At 64.5% G+C, this 15,390-nt stretch carries 15 protein-coding genes; 9 read left to right on the top strand and 6 right to left on the bottom strand.

Translation table 11 applies throughout. The features are described 5' to 3' along the window. Positions 1–6 precede the first annotated feature (6 nt). Positions 7–897 (bottom strand): bile acid:sodium symporter family protein, encoded by an 891-nt coding sequence (locus P9228_RS03605; protein ID WP_095828140.1) that lies wholly within the window; start codon positions 895–897, stop codon positions 7–9. On the opposite strand from P9228_RS03605, the gene P9228_RS03600 reads away from it, so the two are divergent. Both P9228_RS03600 and rpsA read left to right on the top strand, forming a co-directional pair. Beyond that, positions 896–1,096: a hypothetical protein gene (locus P9228_RS03600; protein ID WP_067003398.1), complete on the top strand. Its 201-nt coding sequence runs from the start codon at positions 896–898 to the stop codon at positions 1,094–1,096. The two genes, P9228_RS03605 and P9228_RS03600, sit on opposite strands and share 2 nt — an antisense overlap. A gap of 205 nt (positions 1,097–1,301) precedes the next feature. Next, positions 1,302–2,999: a 30S ribosomal protein S1 gene (gene rpsA / locus P9228_RS03595; RefSeq protein ID WP_067003396.1), complete on the top strand. Its 1,698-nt coding sequence runs from the start codon at positions 1,302–1,304 to the stop codon at positions 2,997–2,999. A 77-nt stretch (positions 3,000–3,076) separates the two neighbouring features. On the opposite strand, the gene P9228_RS03590 is transcribed toward rpsA, so the two are convergent. The 4 genes from P9228_RS03590 to P9228_RS03575 all read right to left on the bottom strand — a co-directional run bounded on the left by P9228_RS03590 (position 3,077) and on the right by P9228_RS03575 (position 7,260). Continuing rightward, positions 3,077–3,784, bottom strand: a complete 708-nt coding sequence (locus tag P9228_RS03590) for an SDR family NAD(P)-dependent oxidoreductase (protein WP_067003394.1) — start codon at positions 3,782–3,784, stop codon at positions 3,077–3,079. Between the two features lie 184 nt (positions 3,785–3,968). Beyond that, positions 3,969–5,549 (bottom strand): 5-guanidino-2-oxopentanoate decarboxylase, encoded by a 1,581-nt coding sequence (locus tag P9228_RS03585; protein ID WP_278052430.1) that lies wholly within the window; start codon positions 5,547–5,549, stop codon positions 3,969–3,971. 197 nt (positions 5,550–5,746) lie between these two features. Next, a complete protein-coding gene (locus P9228_RS03580; protein ID WP_278052429.1) occupies positions 5,747–6,418 on the bottom strand; it encodes a TetR family transcriptional regulator C-terminal domain-containing protein in 672 nt (223 codons plus the stop codon). After that, a complete protein-coding gene (locus P9228_RS03575) occupies positions 6,388–7,260 on the bottom strand; it encodes a dimethylarginine dimethylaminohydrolase family protein (protein WP_278052428.1) in 873 nt (290 codons plus the stop codon). The genes P9228_RS03580 and P9228_RS03575 overlap by 31 nt, the downstream gene beginning before the upstream one ends. Positions 7,261–7,471: 211 nt before the next feature. Between P9228_RS03575 and P9228_RS03570 the strand changes: the two genes are divergently transcribed. The 7 genes from P9228_RS03570 (at position 7,472) to P9228_RS03540 (ending at position 13,929) form a co-directional block, all read left to right on the top strand. Continuing rightward, positions 7,472–8,287, top strand: a complete 816-nt coding sequence (locus P9228_RS03570; RefSeq protein WP_067003385.1) for an ABC transporter ATP-binding protein — start codon at positions 7,472–7,474, stop codon at positions 8,285–8,287. Positions 8,288–8,342: 55 nt separating this feature from the next. Further along, positions 8,343–9,137 (top strand): transporter substrate-binding domain-containing protein, encoded by a 795-nt coding sequence (locus tag P9228_RS03565; protein ID WP_278052427.1) that lies wholly within the window; start codon positions 8,343–8,345, stop codon positions 9,135–9,137. A gap of 200 nt (positions 9,138–9,337) precedes the next feature. Continuing rightward, positions 9,338–10,003 carry an ABC transporter permease subunit gene (locus P9228_RS03560; RefSeq protein ID WP_067324705.1) on the top strand — a complete coding sequence of 222 codons (666 nt, stop codon included), beginning with the start codon at positions 9,338–9,340 and terminating at the stop codon, positions 10,001–10,003. Beyond that, a complete protein-coding gene (locus tag P9228_RS03555; RefSeq protein ID WP_067003383.1) occupies positions 10,003–10,812 on the top strand; it encodes an ABC transporter permease in 810 nt (269 codons plus the stop codon). The genes P9228_RS03560 and P9228_RS03555 overlap by 1 nt, the downstream gene beginning before the upstream one ends. Positions 10,813–10,952: 140 nt before the next feature. Beyond that, positions 10,953–11,954 carry an Ldh family oxidoreductase gene (locus P9228_RS03550; protein WP_278052426.1) on the top strand — a complete coding sequence of 334 codons (1,002 nt, stop codon included), beginning with the start codon at positions 10,953–10,955 and terminating at the stop codon, positions 11,952–11,954. 380 nt (positions 11,955–12,334) lie between these two features. After that, complete coding sequence (locus P9228_RS03545; RefSeq protein ID WP_278052425.1) at positions 12,335–12,787, top strand: DoxX family protein; 453 nt, start codon at positions 12,335–12,337, stop codon at positions 12,785–12,787. A 158-nt stretch (positions 12,788–12,945) separates the two neighbouring features. Beyond that, positions 12,946–13,929 carry a complex I NDUFA9 subunit family protein gene (locus P9228_RS03540; RefSeq protein WP_095777001.1) on the top strand — a complete coding sequence of 328 codons (984 nt, stop codon included), beginning with the start codon at positions 12,946–12,948 and terminating at the stop codon, positions 13,927–13,929. Between the two features lie 27 nt (positions 13,930–13,956). Here the strand turns inward: P9228_RS03540 and P9228_RS03535 are convergent, their stop codons facing one another. Beyond that, complete coding sequence (locus P9228_RS03535) at positions 13,957–15,327, bottom strand: cytochrome P450 (RefSeq protein ID WP_127240543.1); 1,371 nt, start codon at positions 15,325–15,327, stop codon at positions 13,957–13,959. Positions 15,328–15,390 lie beyond the last annotated feature (63 nt).

Raw genomic sequence — 15,390 nt, 5'->3', positions numbered from 1 at the left:
TGGCTATCACGACCGGATCGTGCCTTCGATCGCAGGTCTGCCTGACCTGCTCACGACGGCTACGAAAACCGCCGCGGTGACATAGGCAATCAAGGCGTAAAGCGCTGGCGGGATCGCCATTTCGGCATTGTTGAGCAGATATTCGCTAAGCGCCAGGGCTATGACGAACGCGGCGTTGTGGATGGCCGTTGCCATGGTGATGGCGACCGCCTGCCGCCTTTCCAGGCGCAGCAGCGACGGAACGGCGTAGCCGAGCGCCATGCTCACCACGTTGAACGCAAAGGCGGCAAAGCCGACAACAGGTCCCCAGGTCACGATGACCTGCCGCTGATCGACGACGGCAAAAATAACGACCGCCGCAAGAAAAAGCGTCGCCAGTAGCTTGACGGGCCCTTCCAGGCGCTCGGCCAAGGCCGTGTAGCGGTGCCGGACGGCAACTCCGATCGAGACCGGGACAAGCACAACGGCAAAGAACTGCAGGAATTTCTCGATCGGCAGCGGGATGACGTGCCCGGCGCCATAGAAATGCAGCAGCGAAAAATTGGTGATCAATGGCACCGACACCAGCGCCACCATTGAGCTGATCGCCGTCAGCGTCAGGCTGAGCGCCGTATCGCCCTTGGCAAGGTGGGTGAAGAGAACCGCGGACGGGGCGCCGGGACTGGCCGCGAGCAGCATCATGCCGACCGCCATGGCAGGCGGCAAAGCCGAAACCGACACGATGCCGAAGCAAAGGACGGGAAGAACCAGTATCTGCACGATAAGAGCCACCAGGAGGGCCTTCGGTCGCAGCACCACCTGCAAGAAGTCCTGGAGCTTGAGCGACAGGCCAAGCCCCAGCATGATGATGACGAGGGCAACCGGCAGGAAGATGTTGAAAGTGGCGCTTGACTGCATGGTGATGCTCCCCGTGACAATCCATGTCGGCAAAAAAGAACTGCAACCGCGAACGCGTAATCGCAAAAACATTCGGGCGGAGCACGCGCACCGCCGCGACGCGCACTTGCCTGACACCGGCGAAGTGTCTATAGAGACCGCGTTTCTGGCGGCCATGGCTAACCATCAAAGACTGCTGGCCAAGAGAAACAAGGCCTGATGCGGGTTTTCCTCGTGTTTTCCGTTGCCGGAGGCGATGAAAATACCCATATCGGGCACGAACCAGCCTGCCAGCATTCTCTATGCGCCGGACTTGCCGCTTAAGCGGCCGAGGGCTCTTCAGCCCGGAACGCCGGCAGGCTCACACACAACGCTAACCCACGGCGCCCGCTTCGCTTGTTGTGCGAAGCATTCCAGGAGAAACAATGTCAGCTGCAAATCCCACTCGCGATGATTTCGCGAGCATGCTCGAAGAATCATTCACCGCCGGCCATTCCGGCGAGGGCCAGGTTGTCCGGGGCACGATCACCGCGATCGAAAAGGACATGGCCATCATCGATGTCGGCCTCAAGGTCGAAGGCCGCGTGCCGCTGAAGGAATTCGGCGCCAAGGGCAAGGATTCCTCCCTCAAGGTCGGCGACACCGTCGAGGTCTATGTCGAGCGCATCGAGAACGCGCTTGGCGAGGCCATGCTGTCGCGCGAGAAGGCCCGCCGCGAGGAGAGCTGGGTGCGCCTCGAAGAGAAGTTCACCAAGGGTGAGCGCGTCGAAGGCGTCATCTTCAACCAGGTCAAGGGCGGCTTCACCGTCGATCTCGACGGCGCCGTGGCGTTCCTGCCGCGCAGCCAGGTCGACATCCGTCCGATCCGCGACGTCTCGCCGCTGATGCACAACCCGCAGCCCTTCGAGATCCTCAAGATGGATCGCCGCCGCGGCAACATCGTGGTGTCGCGCCGCACCGTGCTCGAGGAGAGCCGCGCCGAACAGCGTTCGGAAATCGTGCAGAACCTCGAGGAGGGCCAGGTTGTCGAGGGCGTGGTCAAGAACATCACCGACTACGGTGCTTTCGTCGACCTCGGCGGCATCGACGGCCTGCTGCATGTCACCGACATGGCATGGCGCCGCGTCAACCATCCGACCGAGATCCTCAACATCGGCCAGACGGTCAAGGTGCAGATCATCCGCATCAACCAGGAAACCCACCGCATCTCGCTCGGCATGAAGCAGCTCGAGAGCGATCCGTGGTCGGATATCGGCACCAAGTTCCCGATCGGCAAGAAGATCAAGGGCACCGTCACCAACATCACCGACTACGGCGCGTTCGTCGAGCTGGAGCCGGGCATCGAGGGCCTCATCCACGTTTCGGAAATGTCGTGGACGAAGAAGAACGTGCATCCCGGCAAGATCCTGTCGACGACGCAGGAAGTCGACGTGGTGGTGCTCGAGGTCGATCCGGCCAAGCGCCGCATCTCGCTCGGTCTCAAGCAAACGCTGGAGAACCCGTGGGAAGCCTTCGCGCGCAACCATCCGGTCGGCAGCCAGGTCGAGGGCGAGGTCAAGAACAAGACCGAGTTCGGCCTGTTCATCGGCCTGGAAGGCGACGTGGACGGCATGGTGCACCTCTCCGATCTCGACTGGACACGTCCGGGCGAGCAGGTGATCGAAGAGTACAATCGCGGCGACATGGTCAAGGCGCAGGTGCTCGACGTCGACATCGAGAAGGAGCGCATCTCGCTCGGCATCAAGCAGCTGGCCCGCGACACGGTCGGCGAGGCGGCGAGCAGCGGCGAGCTGCGCAAGAACGCCGTCGTCACCTGCGAGGTCACGGCGGTGAAGGATGGTGGTCTGGAAGTGCGGCTGGTCGACAGCGGCCTCGATACCTTCATCAAGCGTTCGGACCTTTCCCGTGACCGCGACGAGCAGCGCCCCGAGCGCTTCACCGTGGGCCAGAAGGTCGACGCCCGCGTCATCGCCTTCGACAAGAAGACTCGCAAGCTGCAGGTTTCGATCAAGGCGCTGGAGATCGCCGAGGAGAAGGAAGCGGTCGCCCAGTACGGCTCGACCGACTCCGGCGCCTCGCTGGGAGACATCCTGGGCGCGGCGCTGAAGAAGCAGGGCAACTAAGCTCCTTCCTCTACCGAAAGCAAAAACCCCGCCGGAGCGATCCGGCGGGGTTTTTCATTGCACTTTGATCTGTGAGCTCAGGCTCGCCCGTAGAGCGGCACCAGCGTGCCGCTCATCGCCTGATTGGCGGGCGAGGCGAGATAGGCGATCGCCTCGGCGGCGGCCTCGAGGCTGACCCATTTGGTGAAATCGGCGTCGGGCATGTCGGCGCGGGTGGCGGGCGTGTCGAGCGTCGAGGGCGCGACCGCATTGACCAGGATGCCCTTGTGCTTCAGCTCCTCGGCCATCGCCTGCGTCATCGCGGCGACCGCCGCCTTGCTCGCGGCGTAGGCGACCATTCCGGCGCCGCGCCTGGGATCAAGCCCGGCGCGCGCGCTGACGTTGACGATGCGCCCCGCGGTGCCCGACGTCAGCATCGAGCGCACCGCGGCGCGGCTGCAAAGGAAGGTGGTCCGCGCATTGGTGTCCATCATCTCGGCAAAGGATGCCGTCTCGATCTTTTCGACCGGCGCCATGGTGAAACCGCCGGCAAGATGGATCGAAGCCCAAAGCTCCGGAACCTGATGGTAGAAGGCCTCGACCTTGGCGGAGTCCGACAGGTCGACATTGTGTGCCAGATGGACGCTGGCGTGAGCCGCGTAGGGAAAATGCGGCGGAGCCGCGGCATGCGCATTGGGCACGTGGCAAATCGCGCCCTGCTCCAGCAACCTGCCGACAACCGCGCCGCCGAGCGCCCCGGTGCCGCCCGTCACCACGACATGCCTGCCGTTAAGCGTTTCCGTCATATTTCGACTGCTCCTGTCGTATTCTTATGGTTATGCCGCCCCAGCCTCGAACGTCGCGCCTTTCGCGTCGTCACTCAATTGAAATATCGACATGGCAGGCGTCCCGTCTTTGCATGCGTCGACACGCAGCCGCGTGACGTGACGCGGGCCGCGTCTCGGCCGGATGGGACGATCGCCAGGAGCCTCAATCGACGGTGATTTCTATAACCCGCGGCTTGCCGGCAGTTCGCGCGCGCTTCAGCGCACCGGCCAGGTCACCGACCCCTGTCAGCCGCTCGGCTTCGATGCCGTAGGCCTCGGCGAGCTTGCAGAAATCCGGCGGCGCCGGCGACACGCCGACCGGCTCGACGCCGACATCAAGCATCGAGGTCTCGATCTCGCGATAACCGCGATTGTTCCAGACGACGAAGATCACCGGCGCCTCGGCGTCGAGCGCCGCGCCGAGCTCCGGCAAGGTGAACTGGAAGCCGCCGTCGCCGGTGAGGCACACGACCGGCGCTTCGGGCACGGCAAGGGCGGCACCGATCGCCGCCGGGGGACCGTAGCCCAGCGCGCCGAAACCGGTCGCGGCATTGAACCAGCCAGCCGCACGGTCGTGGTCGTAATAGAGATTGGCGGCGTAGATCGGCTGCGTCGAGTCGCCGACGATGATGGCGCCGGGCAGCGCGCCGCGGATCGTCTCCACCGCGCGCAGTTGCGCCAGATAGTCTGGCCGCAGCTCCGCCAGCGCGGCCTCTCGCCCTGCGGCAGCGCGGGCTTCGCCGTCTTTCGCGGCGACATGAGCGGCGCCGAGTGCAGCCAGCAGGGCAGAAAGCGCCTCGGCACAATCGGCGTGGATGCCAACCGTCACCGGACGGCGCGCGAGCTGGTCGGCGCCGATATCGATGCGGATGAGGCTCGGCGGCAGCACGAAGCCGCCATCGCCGTAGCCGTCATAGTCGGTGGGGCCGAATTCGGTGCCGGCGGCGATCACCAGATCGGCATCCGCCATCAGCGCGCGCACCGCCTTGAGGCTTGGGCTTGCCGGCACCAAGAGCGGGTGCCGATGCAGCAGGCCGCGCGCGTTGGCGGTCTCGACCACCGGCGCGCCGAGCGCTTCGGCGAAGCGTGTCAGCGCCGCGTCCGCTTTCTTGGCACCGCCACCGGCAAGAATCAGCGGACGGCGAGCCGCCTTGATCAACCTCGCAGCCTCGGCAACAGCCGCCGCGTCCGGAGCGGGCGGCGCGGCGTTGCCGAGCACCGGCGCGAGCCCCTCGGCGGGCTTCACCATGACGTTTGTCGGGATCTCGATGTGAACCGGACCCGGCCGCGACGAGGAGAAGACGGCGAAGGCGCGGGCGAGCGCACCCGGCAGTTCCTCGGCCTCGGTGACACGCTCGGAAGACAGCGCCACCTTCTCCATCATGCCGCGCTGGTCCGGCAGTTCGTGCAGGAAGCCCAAACCCTTGCCGAGCGTATCGGTGGCATTGACACCGGAGATCACCAGCATCGGCACCGAATCGGCGCGCGCCTGGCCCATCGCGGTGATGGTGTTGGTGAGGCCGGGTCCGGTGATGACGAAAGTCACGCCCGGCCGGCCGCCGGCGCGGGCGTAGCCGTCGGCCATGAAGCCGGCGCCCTGCTCGTGGCGCGGCGTGATGTGGCGGATCTTCGAACGCGCCAGGCCGCGATAAAGCTCGACCGTATGCACGCCCGGAATGCCGAATACGGTGTCGACCCCATGCGCCTCGAGCAAGGTGATGAGCGCTTCGCCGAGCGTGGTCATTGGTTTTCTCCCTTTGGAGCGGATCACCGTTTAACGGAAACAGTGATTTGCTCTATCTCTTTGTTTGTTACGCAATCCCGGACGGGAAACCGCTTTTCACCTTTTCCTGGAATTGCTCTGGACCGTGATGGCGTTTCGTTGAATTGCCATCCCGATCTAACCTTTGTTGAGCATGATCTTTCTCCGAAAACCGGGTCCTACTTTTCGGGATCATGCTTCAGCGGTGCGAGGCCGAGTTCGGCCTCGACAGCCTTGATGCCAATCGCCGCCAACTCGCCTGGCGAGAACATCTCACCGGCCAGGCAGCCTTCGATCCAAAGCCCGTCGATGATCGCGTTGATGGCGATGGCATGACGGCGCAGCTGACTTGCGTCCGGTTCGCGCTGTTCGGCGGCGAGCACCTCGGCGACGACCGCTTCCACCTCGTTGCGAAAGCCAAGATAGCCTTCGCGGTGAGCGCGGGCGAGCGTCGGATCCGCGCTCGCACGGCCGATGAACGTCGCCCAGAGCGAAAACACCCGTTGGTCGATGATGGGCGCGCTGAGATTGGCGGTGACGAAAGCTGCAAGGCATTGACGAGGCGACGCCTCTTCCATGACCAATGCCGCTTTCGCCTGCTCGGTCATGCGGCCGACCAGCGCCGTATAGGCCCCCTGCAGCAATTCTTCCTTGCCGGGGAAATAGTGCCGGATCAGGCCGGCGGTGACGCCGGCACGCAATGCGATGGTGCGCAAAGTGGCGCCCTGCAGGCCATATTCCGCCACGCAGTCCAGAGTCGCTTCGATCAGATCCTGCCGCCGCCGCTCCTCGCCCTCGCGACGGAACTTGCGGCGCGCAGTCATCGGCGCAGGATCGGCCGTGTCAGGCATGTCGGCCCGCCTTCACAGGCGATACAGAGCGCGTCCGCCTCGAAAATCTCAACCGTGCAGCCGGCGGCCTCCATCGCGGCTTTGGTCTTGGGAAAGCCCGCAACGGCAATGACCTTGTGCGGGCTGGTCGGCAGCACGTTCAGGCTGAGGCCGTTGGAAGCGGCGAATTCTCCGGCGTCGCCTTCGACCAGCCTGATGCCGCGCGCCTTCAGCATCTGATAGAACGGGGCCGGCAAAAGCGGCGAATAGACCAGCGCGAGATCGTCGGCCAGCGGGCTGATCACCGACATCAGATGCAGGCACGCCTCTTCCCCCTGCCACAGCGGCAGATCAAAACCGTAGACGGAAATACCCAGCGGCGTCAGCAGGTTCGAAACCTGCTGGATGCCTTCCTGGTTGGAGCGGACCCCGCGCCCGATCGCCAGCGTGCGGGCATCCACCCATACGCAATCACCGCCTTCGACCTGGCCAGGAGCCTCGACGCGGCCGAGGATCGGAATACCCAGCGCTCTGTAGGTTTCCTCATGCAGGGAGGGCTCCCTGGCGCGCAATGGCTTGCCCATCGAGAGGATCAGCGCACCGTGCTCGGTCATCAGCGATGGGTCGTGCGTGAACACCGAATCCGAAAGGCCGTCCGCCTTGTCCTCGATCCATTCGATTTCGGCGCCGGAAGCGGCTACCAGTTCAGCAAGGGCCGCGTGCTGTGACGCTGCCTTCGCCGGGTTGAACCCCGGGCCATAGTGCCATTGAGCTCTGTCGGCGTTGCGCATGGCGTTCGCCGCCGACCGCATGAGCACGCGCCGCAGCGGCGCCGCCATGGATTGTGATCCGAAAGCGCTCATCAATGCCCTTTTAAGATGAAAAAAACCGAAAAAATTTCATGAAAGGCTATTTATACACTTGCGCAACAAGGTCGCAAGTGCCGTAATGAACGGGATTGACGGGCTCGCGCTGCCGGGTCCATGCTGAAGTGAGGAGCGGGACAGTACAGCGTATGTTGATGAGCCGGATGGACGTTCGACGAACTGCCGTCGCCCCTATTGAGGTTACCCGGTGAGCGCGGTGGAAGCCGCCGCAGTCCCAGCCGGCCAAGCGCAGAGCGGCGCCGCCGAAGCCATCCATGTCGAGAACCTGCACAAGAAGTTCGGCCAGTTGCATGTGCTGAAGGGCGTTTCGCTGTCGGCGCGCGACGGCGAGGTGATCGCCATCATCGGCGGCTCGGGCTCCGGCAAGTCAACGCTGCTGCGCTGCATCAACTGCCTGGAAAACCCGACCAGCGGCATCATCCGTGTCAATGGCGAGGAGATCAAGCTGAAGGCCGACAGCCACGGCCATACGGTTCCTGCCGACCGCAAGCAGATCGAGCGCATCCGCTCGAGACTCGGTATGGTGTTCCAAAACTTCAACCTGTGGAGCCACATGACGCTGATCGAGAACGTCATCGAGGTTCCGGTGCACGTGCTCGGCGTCAAGCGCGACGAGGCGATCGCCCAGGCCGAGAAGCTGCTCGCCCGGGTCGGGCTGGCGGAGAAGCGTGACGTCTACCCGGCATTCCTGTCGGGCGGCCAGCAGCAGCGCGCCGCGATCGCCAGGGCGCTGGCGATCAATCCGCGCGTCATGCTGTTCGACGAGCCGACCTCCGCGCTCGATCCGGAACTGGTCGGCGAGGTGCTGAAGGTGATCGGCGACCTGGCGCGCGAGGGGCGCACCATGGTGCTGGTGACGCATGAAATGAAATTCGCCCGCGAGGTCGCGACCCATGTCGTCTACCTCTACAACGGGCTGGTCGAGGAAGAAGGCCCGCCGGAACAGCTGTTCGGCGCGCCGAAATCCGAAAGGCTCAAGCAATTCCTCCGCAATGTCGGCTAGGGCCGGCGTCAAGCGGAGCGAAAACCGGGAACGACAACAAACTGGGAGTCCTGAAATGAAGACTGTTCTCAAGACCTTCGCCGCGGCGCTGCTGTTCGGCGTCGCCGCGATGGGCGTGGCCAAGGCCGATCAGGTCAAGATCGGCGTCGCCGCCGAGCCCTACCCGCCGTTCACCTCGCCGGATGCGACGGGCAAGTGGGTCGGCTGGGAGATCGATTTCATCGACGCCGTCTGCGCCGAGGAGAAGCTCGACTGCGTCATCACGCCCGTTGCCTGGGACGGCATCATTCCGGCGCTCACCACCAAGAAGATCGACCTCATCGTCTCCTCGATGTCGATCACCGACGAGCGCAAGAAGACGATCGACTTCTCGGATAAGTACTACAACACGCCGACAGCAATCATCGGACCGAAGGATCAGAAGTTCGGCGCCACGCCGGACGATCTTAAAGGCAAGGTGATCGGCGTTCAGGTGTCGACCGTGCATGCCGTCTACGCCAAGAAGCACTTCACCGGCGCGCAGGAGATCAAGGAATACCAGACGCAGGACGAGGCCAACAACGATCTCGCCGCCGGCCGTCTCGATGCGGTGCAGGCCGACTCCATCGCGCTCGGCGAATTCCTCAAGACGGACCAGGGCAAGGCCTGCTGCGATCTGAAGGGCATGGTCGCGCCGGACGACGAGGTGCTGGGACCGGGCGTGGGCGCCGGCGTGCGCAAGGAAGACATCGCGCTCAAGGAAAAGATCAACGCCGGCATCAAGGCCATCCGCGCCAACGGTAAGTACGATGAGATCTCGAAGAAATACTTCGACTTCGACATCTATGGCGGCGCCACGCAGTCGAACTGACGCCTCCTTTTGATGTTGGGGGCATGGCCAGCGCCATGCCCCTTGGCCCAAATCTTGCCACGCATGCCCGCCGCTGAACGCTGCGGTCGGCGGCTGCCAGCAATTCGGGGGCGAAGCTGATCAATGCCTTTCTTCCGGCCTCGGCGGCCGGCATCATCGAGCTCCTGTCGCCCGTGCCGCCCGGCTGGGGCGGCACCCTGCTGGTCGGATTGCTGCATTCGATCGAGATCGCCATCGGCGCCACCTGCCTTGGCCTTTTGATCGGCACCGGCGGCGCCTGGGGCAAGCTTTACGGCGGACCGGTGACGCGCGATCTGCTCGCCGTTTACACCACGGTGGTGCGCGCCGTGCCGGAACTGGTGCTGATCCTGCTGCTCTATTACGCCGGCACCGATCTCATCAATCAGCTGCTGACCGCGATCGGTTACCAGCGCGTCGACATCAGCGGGCTGGCCGCCGGCATTTTTGTCCTTGGGGTCGTGCAGGGCGCCTATTCGACGGAAGTCATCCGCGGCGCCATCCTGTCCATCCCACAAGGCCAGATCGAGGCCGCCCGCGCCTATGGCATGCCGCCCGGCCTGATGTTGAGGCGCATAACATTGCCGGCAATGCTGCCTTTCGCCATTCCCGGCCTTGCCAATCTCTGGCTGATCGCCACCAAGGACACCGCGTTGCTTGCCGTCGTCGGCTTCTTCGAACTGACGCTGGCGACGCGTCAGGCGGCCGGCGTCACCAAGGCCTATCTGGTCTTCTATCTTGCTGCCGGCGCGCTTTATCTGGCGCTGACGCTGTTTTCCAACGTGATCATCGGCCGCGTCGAGGCCTGGTCGCGGCGCGGCATGCCTTCCGTCAAGGAGGCGCGCTGATGTCGGCCGAAGCGACCGCGATCAACATGGCGGCGCGTGCCTCGCTCTGGCTGAAGCCGCACCGCATCGTGCTGATCCTAATCGCGCTGGGATTGGTCCTCTGCGCGGCCTTCTTCATGCGCTGGGACTGGCTGCCGCAATATTGGCAGATGGGGCTGCTCGGCATCTGGCGGTCGCTGTGGATCCTCGTCGTGACCTGCGCGCTGGGCTTTATACTGGCCGTACCGCTTGGGCTGGCGCAGGCCGGTGGGCCGTTCTGGCTCGCCGCACCGGCCAAGATCTTCTGCACCATCATTCGCGGCACGCCGCTGCTGCTGCAGCTCTGGCTGCTCTACTACGGGCTTGGATCGCTTTTTCCGCAATATCCATGGATTCGCGAGTCCTGGATGTGGCCCTATCTCAGGCAAGCCTGGCCCTACGGCGTGTTGGCGTTGACCTTGTCATTTGCCGGCTATGAAGGCGAGGTGATGCGCGGCGCCTTCGCCGGCGTGCCGAAAGGGCAGCTGGAAGCCGCGCGCGCCTTCGGCATGAGCCGCTTCAAGATCTTCCGCCGCATCTGGCTGCCGCAGGCCTTCTTCCGTGCGCTGCCGACACTGACCGGCGAAACCGTGCTGCAGCTCAAGTCGACGCCGCTGGTGGCGACGATCAGCGTCATCGATATCTTCGCCGTCTCGTCCAAGGTGCGGCAGGACACTTATCTCACCTACGAGCCCTTGCTGCTGCTGGCGCTGATCTACATGACCATCACCGGCATCCTGGTTCTCATCTTCAGCCGCATCGAGGCCCGGATTCCGGTCAAGATCGGTTAGTAGGGGAGTAGGGGAATAGGGGAATAGGGGAGTGTTCAGCCACGATCCGCGTTCACATTTCCATCCCCATTCGCTATTTGCTCCACAATCTCCCCCTACTGCCTTATTCCCTTACTCCCTACTTCCTCAGGACGGCTCCGATGCAACTCACTCTCGACCAGGCAACAGGGCTGTGCCGCATGGCGGCGCTCGGCGCCGGCGCCAATGAAGAAGTGACGCAGTCGCTGGTTGCCTCGATCATCGCCGCGCAAGCAGAAGGCCTGTCGGCGGTCGGCCTGTCGCATTTCATCGACTATCTGGAAGCCATCGAGGACGGCCGCATCGACGGCGATGCCGATCCGGTCGTCACCCGGCCGGCGCTGGCCGTCTACCTCTCCGACGCGCGCGGCGGGCTTGCCCATACCGGCTTCGACCGCACTATCGATGACCTCGTCAAGGCGGCGAGGCTGTTCGGCGTCGCCATCTTCTCGCAAAGGAACGCCTATACCTGCGGCGCGCTCGGCTATTTCACCGGACGGCTGGCAGCGCAGGGGCTGGTCTCGTTCGCCGCCACCAACGGACCGGCGGTGCTTGCAGGCTCGGGCTCGGTCAAGCCGGTCTACTGCACCAACCCGATGTCCTTTGCCGCCCCTGCCGCGGAAGGGCCGCCGTTGGTGATCGACCAATCGTCGAGCGCCACCGCCTTCGTCAACATCCGCAAGGCGGCGGAAGACGGAAGGAAGATCCCCGAGGGCTGGGCACTCGATGCCAGCGGCAACCCGACCACCGATCCGGCGGCGGCGATGAAGGGCGCGATGCTCGCCTTCGGCGGCCAGCGCGGCGCCAACATCGCGCTTATGATCGAGGTGCTGGCGGCGGGGATTTCCGGCGCCAACTGGTCGCTCGACGCACCCTGGTTCTCCGGCGGGCCGGACAGCCCCGGAACCGGGCTCTTCGTGCTCGCTATCGAGCCCAAATTGGTCGATCCGGATTTTGAGCAGCGCATGAAGGACCAGCTCGACCGGCTGCGGCGGCGCTACGGCGTGCACATCCCCGGCCGTGCCCGGGCAGAGGCCGCTGAAAAGGCGACGGCGCGCGGTGTCGATATCCCGAAGGCGGTCGTGCAGCGCATTTCCGAATTCGCCGAACGCTACTCGGCCTGATCGAGGCATCGCCCGGCAACAAGGCGCGCATTTGTTTCGCGCCGCTTTGAACCTTTCTTAGCCCGGCAGCGACCCATCAGCGGCACCCCACATCGCAAGCCGCAAAAGGGTGGCTTGGGTCGCGGCTTGCGATTGGCGGCCGTCGCGCCGGGCGTCCAGGGCCGGGGCGGGCGTGCTTGCTTCACGCCGCCTTGATACCGTCTCAGGTCAGGCCGCCTCGTTGGACCCTGTTTCGGTGCGCTCACTGCCCGGAAAACCCCGCCTCGGCGGGGTTTTCTGTTTCTCACTGCGGCAATAAAACATGCGAAAGTTCGTCAGGTTTATTCTATTTGACGGAGTGGACGCCTTTGCGTCCGTCAAATCAGCAAAAAGGAGACCGCATGTTCGCCAGCACCGACACGTCCAGACCAAGGCTTATCGTTCCGGCCCTAGGCGGACTCTATGCGACGCTGAACAATGCGGCCGAAACGCTGCTGCGCGCCGTTGCCGGGGCGTTCCTCGCCATTCATGGCTCGCAGAAGATCGTCAATCCGTTTGGCGCCACGGAAATGGTCGAAGGTCTGGGCTTCTATCCTGGCGTCTTCTGGTCGCCGCTGCTCGCCTGCACCGAATTCTTCGGCGGCATTTTGATTGCCATCGGCCTCGTCACCCGCCCGGCCGCTTTCGCCGGCCTGATCGTGCTTCTGGTCACAGTATGGTTCCACTGGGTCACCATGGGCCAGGGCTTTTCGGGCGCGGAAAAATCGCTGCTCTGGGCGGCAATCCTCGCCTTCTTCGTCATCCGCGGCGGCAACTGGCATTCGGTCGACGCGCGCATCGGCCGGGCGTTCTGAGCGGCTTTTACCCTGACGCAATTCGGCACGGAAAACCGCTCCACACTTTCCTGGAATTACTCAAAAACAAGGCGGCGGCGACCTCCGGTCGCTCTTTGCCTTTGACGCGAAACGGATTAAGAAGCGGCTCAGCCAAGCTTTTGCGCGCGGAGCCAGCCATGACCGAAATCCTGCAGACCCCCAAGCTCGTCGTCGTGTTCGGCGGCTCGGGATTCGTCGGCCGTCATGTCGTTCGCGCGCTCGCCAAGCGCGGCTATCGCATCCGGGTCGCCTGCCGGCGACCCGACCTTGCCGGCCATGTGCAGCCGCTCGGCAATGTCGGCCAGATCCAGCCGGTGCAGGCCAATGTGCGCGTGCGCTGGTCGGTCGACCGCGCCGTTCAGGGCGCCGACCACGTCGTCAACCTCGTCGCCATACTGCATGAGAGCGGCCGGCAGAAATTCGGCTCCGTGCACGAGTTCGGCGCGCGCGCCGTCGCCGAGGCCGCGCGATCGGTCGGCGCCGGCCTCACCCATATATCGGCGCTCGGCGCCGACCTCAACTCGCCGTCGGGATATGCCCGCACCAAGGCTCTCGGCGAGAAAGCAGTGTTCGAGACGGTGCCCGACGCCGTCGTCTTGCGGCCCTCGATCAATTTCGGACCCGAGGACGCCTTCTTCAACCGCTTCGCCAACATGGCGCGCTTCTCGCCCGTGCTGCCGCTGATCGGCGGCGGGGAGACGAAATTCCAGCCGATCTATGTCGGCGACGTTGCCGAGGCGGTGGCACGCTCGGTCGACGGCAAGGTCGAGCGTGGCCAGACCTATGAGCTCGGCGGCCCGCAGGTGTTGACCTTCAAGGAATGCATGCAGGAGCTGCTCGCCGTTATCGACCGCAGACGCCTCCTGGTGCCGGTGCCGTGGTGGGTGGCCAATATCCAAGCCTCGATCCTGCAGCTGTTGCCCAATCCGCTGCTGACCAAGGACCAGGTGCTGCAGCTGCGCGAGCACAACGTCGTCTCCGAAGCCGCCGCCAAGGCGAACAGAACGATCAATGGCCTCGGCATCCAGCCGCAGGCGATCGCCGCGATCCTGCCGAGCTATCTCTGGCGCTTCCGCGCCGCCGGCCAGTTCCAGCAGCGCCGGCCGATCGCCGACCGGTAGACTGTTCCCGATCGGGACCCGTTCCAATCAGGCGCGGCGGGAAATCTGCATCGGCAGGCCGCCCTGCGGCTGCGTGGTCAGCTTCTGCACCGGCCATGGCCGAGTTTGTGACGTTACGTCGAAACGGAAGCGCGACAACAGGATGGCCAAAGCAATGATCGCCTCCTGCATGGCGAAGCTGGCGCCGATGCAGACGCGCGGCCCGGCGCCGAAAGGCAGATACTGGAAGCGGTCGATCCGTTCGCGGTTCTCCGGATGGAAGCGCTCCGGCATGAAGGCGTCCGGCCTGTCCCATAGCTTGCGATGGCGATGCACCACCCAGGGCATCACCAGCACGGCGGCGTATCTCGGGATATAGAGGCCGTTCCAGGTCTCCGGCTCGATCGGCTCGCGATTGATCGAGGGCGCTGGCGGGTAAAGCCTCAGCGCTTCCTCGAAGGCGGCGCGGGTGAGCGGCATGGCGTCCAGCCATCTTGTCGGATCGGGCTCGCGCGCCAGTACCGCATCGATCTCCTGCTCGACCTTGTCGCGCTCCCAGGGCGCTTCGGCGAGACAGTAGATCGTCCAGCCGAGCGCGCGCGCCGTGGTCTCGTGCCCGGCGCCGATGAAGGTGATGATGTTGTCCTCGACTTCGGCGCGGGTCAGGCCGTCCGGCCCCTCGGCTTTCAGGAGAAGTGTCAGGAAATCCTGCGGCACGCCGTCGGGATCGCGCTTCAGCCGCTGCTCGCGCATTTTCACCGTGTTGGCAACGATGTTGCGGAAATAGGCCATGGTCTTGCGGCCGCGGATGCGCGTCAGCCGCGGCAGCCATTGTGGCGCGCGCAACAGGTCGAGCGGATCGACCCGGCCCATGGTCTCGAACAGGCGGTCGATCTCCTTGGCGAAGCTGCCGGGCTCGCCGGCGATCTCGCCCGAAAACAGCGTCTCGGCGAGGATGTCATAGGTGAGCATCGTCATGTCGCGGGCGACGTCGGTCGTACCGCCGGCCTCGTAGCGGGTGGCGAATTCCAGCGTGCGCTTCAGCATCGGCTCGGCGAAACCGAAGATGTGGCGCGGCGTGAACACCGGCGCCATCGCCTTGCGCGAGCGCTTCCACACCTCGCCCTCGGCGGTGAGCAAGCCGTCTCGCAGGATCGGGCGCAGGATCAGCTGGCGCACCGTCGCCATCTTGTAGTTCCTGGCGTTGTCGATCAGCACGTGGCGGATGAGGCCGGGATCGTTGGCGATGACCAGCGGCCCGCCGATACCGGTCACCGAGATCCAGGGCTCGTTGTAGGTATGCTCGCCCCACAGCTCGAGCGGGTTGCGGTAGACGATGCGCATCATCTCCAGCGTCGAGGGCGGCTGGGTGCGCGGCTTCGGCGCAGGCGGCACGAAGGGGGCGGGCTTTGTGTCCATCGGATGCTCCGCTACGGCGGCAAATGTAATGCGCGGCAAAGCGGGCGTCCATGTGACCGAACG

The sequence above is a fragment of the Mesorhizobium sp. WSM4898 genome (genome assembly GCF_029625845.1).
Taxonomy (GTDB): Bacteria; Pseudomonadota; Alphaproteobacteria; order Rhizobiales; family Rhizobiaceae; genus Mesorhizobium.
The sequence above is the reverse complement of the archived record's forward strand: the minus strand, read 5'-3'. Positions and strand labels throughout refer to the sequence as shown.

Excerpts from the sequence above, each read along its gene's own strand:
- P9228_RS03550 (WP_278052426.1), top strand. The coding sequence starts at position 10,953 with ATGCAACTCACTCTCGACCAGGCAACAGGGCTGTGCCGCATGGCGGCG.
- P9228_RS03555 (WP_067003383.1), top strand. The coding sequence starts at position 10,003 with ATGTCGGCCGAAGCGACCGCGATCAACATGGCGGCGCGTGCCTCGCTC.
- P9228_RS03590 (WP_067003394.1), bottom strand. The coding sequence starts at position 3,784 with ATGACGGAAACGCTTAACGGCAGGCATGTCGTGGTGACGGGCGGCACC.
- P9228_RS03545 (WP_278052425.1), top strand. The coding sequence starts at position 12,335 with ATGTTCGCCAGCACCGACACGTCCAGACCAAGGCTTATCGTTCCGGCC.
- P9228_RS03600 (WP_067003398.1), top strand. The coding sequence starts at position 896 with ATGGTGATGCTCCCCGTGACAATCCATGTCGGCAAAAAAGAACTGCAA.
- P9228_RS03580 (WP_278052429.1), bottom strand. The coding sequence starts at position 6,418 with ATGCCTGACACGGCCGATCCTGCGCCGATGACTGCGCGCCGCAAGTTC.
- P9228_RS03575 (WP_278052428.1), bottom strand. The coding sequence starts at position 7,260 with ATGAGCGCTTTCGGATCACAATCCATGGCGGCGCCGCTGCGGCGCGTG.
- P9228_RS03540 (WP_095777001.1), top strand. The coding sequence starts at position 12,946 with ATGACCGAAATCCTGCAGACCCCCAAGCTCGTCGTCGTGTTCGGCGGC.
- P9228_RS03605 (WP_095828140.1), bottom strand. The coding sequence starts at position 897 with ATGCAGTCAAGCGCCACTTTCAACATCTTCCTGCCGGTTGCCCTCGTC.
- P9228_RS03565 (WP_278052427.1), top strand. The coding sequence starts at position 8,343 with ATGAAGACTGTTCTCAAGACCTTCGCCGCGGCGCTGCTGTTCGGCGTC.
- P9228_RS03585 (WP_278052430.1), bottom strand. The coding sequence starts at position 5,549 with ATGACCACGCTCGGCGAAGCGCTCATCACCTTGCTCGAGGCGCATGGG.
- P9228_RS03535 (WP_127240543.1), bottom strand. The coding sequence starts at position 15,327 with ATGGACACAAAGCCCGCCCCCTTCGTGCCGCCTGCGCCGAAGCCGCGC.
- rpsA (WP_067003396.1), top strand. The coding sequence starts at position 1,302 with ATGTCAGCTGCAAATCCCACTCGCGATGATTTCGCGAGCATGCTCGAA.